This window comes from Eudoraea sp. (assembly GCF_049665975.1).
GTDB lineage: Bacteria > Bacteroidota > Bacteroidia > Flavobacteriales > Flavobacteriaceae > Eudoraea.
This window is the reverse complement of sequence record NZ_JBATGR010000252.1, coordinates 1-2,456: the sequence shown is the minus strand read 5'-3', so window position 1 is coordinate 2,456 and position 2,456 is coordinate 1. Positions and strand designations below refer to the sequence as shown.

Here is a 2,456-nt window from a genome sequence, read left to right as displayed (position 1 = left end):
GTACTTGCTAAGATAAGTGCTAACCCACGCAACTACTCATAGCCGAGACCGTTGTAGCCAATTTAACAGCACATTCCAAAAAAAAATCACAAGAGCCGAAACCCTTGTGATTTTAAAAAGTTAACTGAGGATTTTATGATTATCACGAAACGCCACCAAGTACATTCTCTAACTGCATTTCTTTAAGAACCCTGTCTTGAATAGGTTGTGTCAATTCGTTAATTTCATCAACGCCCCAAGTAATTCCAACAACAGTTCGAGTTGGACGTTTGCCAAAAGGCAATTCTGCTAATTTTAAATAAGCATCTACTACCCATTGTGGGTCCGGAGCATCTTCGCTTTGTAACATTTGAGCAAAATTTTCCCCCATAGCCGAAGGAACACCTGCCAATTCACCATAAGATTCTAAAATATCATTATGAGCAGGAACTTGTCCTGATGCCAATAATCCTGTTCCAAACGGACCTGGTTCTACCATAACAACATCAACACCAAAAGGCGAAACCTCATATCGTAAAGCCTGAGAATAGCCTTCTAAAGCGTGTTTGGTAGCAGTATATGTTCCGAAAAATGGTGGAGACATACGACCAACTAACGAAGATGTATTGATAATTAAACCTGAACCTGAGCTTCGCATTGAAGGCAGAACCGCTTGCATTGTTCTAATAGCACCATAATAGTTGGTTTCCATTTGCCACTTTGCCTGCTCAACGCTATAGGCTTCAGTAATGCCTATATACATAATACCTGCATTGTTAATTAGAATATCAATATTTCCTGCTTGCTCAAGGATACTATTCATAGCTTCTTTTACAGAAGTATCATTAGTAACATCCATATCAACTACCGTAATGAGAGATGAATATGCTTCTAATTCTTTTTTTACCTCTGCGTTTTTTCCTTCTGGATTTCGCATTGTGGCAAATACTTTGTTGCCTTTATCGGCAAAATCTTTAACGGCTTTTAATCCAAAACCGCTACTGCTTCCTGTGATTACTATTTTTTTCATTTTATTTATTTAAGTTTAAAAATTAAATTGATACATAGGTAAAAGCCAAATAATTGAGTAGAGCAACTGCGAACCAAAATGGTGTAAAAACAATACCTACATTTTTGCCGTGTTTAGAAATTTTAGGATGCTTACCAAAAAATGGTAAAAACCCCGCTTGATTGGCATTGACTAACATCATAAGTACGGCAACCACCCCAAAAACAAGATGTAAAGGTTGACGTGCAGCAAGTTCTAAGTTCATTCCATAAATTGCCCCAATAGCTACTGCTGTAAAACCAATTGCCCCTTGGCGTTGCTCAAAAAGTAATAGAAATAGATAGTCCTTTGCATTTGTTTTCTTCTTCTCTGGTGCAGCTTCCAAAGCAGCATCAATCATATTGATTTGTTCATTTCGCGTCAAAGCACTTGATTTGCTCGGTGTTTTGAGTCCAAAAAATGGTAATACCCAGTTTACAATCCACCTTGCCTGCATAGGAAATAAAACTTCGATTCCATGAAGTGTAACGGGAATAATGGACAGAATAAGTCCTAATGTTGAAATTTGAATTTCGCTCATTTTATTTAGCTTTAATCATTACTTGTGATTTACAAGCAAATATATATAATAACTTTTAATTTGCAAGTAATATTGCAAATAAGTTGTGTTTTACAAGTAATAAATCATTTTTTGTACCTTTGTAATAGAATGTAAATAATGGTTTAATATGAAACATACCTTTCGTTGTGATTGTCCTATAACTTCTGCTCTTGATATTTTAGGAGATAAATGGATGTTAGTTATAATTAAACAAATGCTGGTAGAACACAAACAGACCTTCAAGGATTTTATTGAAAGTGACGAAGCTATTGCAACAAATATTCTTACAATTAAGCTAAAATTACTGGAAGAATTAGAAATTGTAACAAAATCAAAACTTCCTAATAATAAGAAAACAAATCTTTATCAATTAACGGAACGAGGATTGTCGTTAGCAACTATTATAGTAGATTTAGCGCTTTGGAGTGATGCAAATCTGAGGGAACTTAATATTGATATGAGAAATCCTAACGAACTTGAATTAATGAAAAACAACAAAGCGGATTTTATTAAGGTTCTTCGGGAGAATTATAGAAAAAAACTGGCTACAACAACGTATATATCTCATAGCTAATTAATTGCTCAATCCAAAGTTAAAGCGTATTTGGAAAGTCGCCAAATTTTTAAATTTGACGATTTCCAATAAAAAAGATAAATAGTAAAATTTAAAAATCTGGCTTGTGCTTAATCCGAATAAATATCGCTAATTTGCACGCTACGAGCCATATACAAGACCGTTGTGCTTAATGTAAAAGAACCGAATGACAGTAACTTACGACAAATACTATCAGACAGAAAACTTGTTCGGAGAACCATATACCGAATTGATTGAGTTTTTTACTGATTATCCTAAAAAAGGAAAAGTAC

Annotated in this window: 3 protein-coding genes; 1 reads left to right on the top strand and 2 read right to left on the bottom strand. The window is 34.5% G+C overall.

All coding sequences use genetic code 11. The features are described 5' to 3' along the window. Window positions 1-142: 142 nt before the first annotated feature. Both WBN20_RS09160 and WBN20_RS09155 read right to left on the bottom strand, forming a co-directional pair. Window positions 143-1,009: an SDR family oxidoreductase gene (locus WBN20_RS09160; protein WP_144783514.1), complete on the bottom strand. Its 867-nt coding sequence runs from the start codon at window positions 1,007-1,009 to the stop codon at window positions 143-145. 22 nt (window positions 1,010-1,031) lie between these two features. Next, a complete protein-coding gene (locus WBN20_RS09155; RefSeq protein ID WP_424281468.1) occupies window positions 1,032-1,568 on the bottom strand; it encodes a hypothetical protein in 537 nt (178 codons plus the stop codon). A gap of 148 nt (window positions 1,569-1,716) precedes the next feature. On the opposite strand from WBN20_RS09155, the gene WBN20_RS09150 reads away from it, so the two are divergent. Then, the gene (locus WBN20_RS09150; protein WP_424281467.1) at window positions 1,717-2,163 is read left to right on the top strand and encodes a winged helix-turn-helix transcriptional regulator; all 447 of its coding nucleotides are present in this window, start codon (window positions 1,717-1,719) and stop codon (window positions 2,161-2,163) included. Window positions 2,164-2,456 lie beyond the last annotated feature (293 nt).

Excerpts from the sequence above, each read along its gene's own strand:
- WBN20_RS09160 (WP_144783514.1), bottom strand. The coding sequence starts at position 1,009 with ATGAAAAAAATAGTAATCACAGGAAGCAGTAGCGGTTTTGGATTAAAA.
- WBN20_RS09155 (WP_424281468.1), bottom strand. The coding sequence starts at position 1,568 with ATGAGCGAAATTCAAATTTCAACATTAGGACTTATTCTGTCCATTATT.
- WBN20_RS09150 (WP_424281467.1), top strand. The coding sequence starts at position 1,717 with ATGAAACATACCTTTCGTTGTGATTGTCCTATAACTTCTGCTCTTGAT.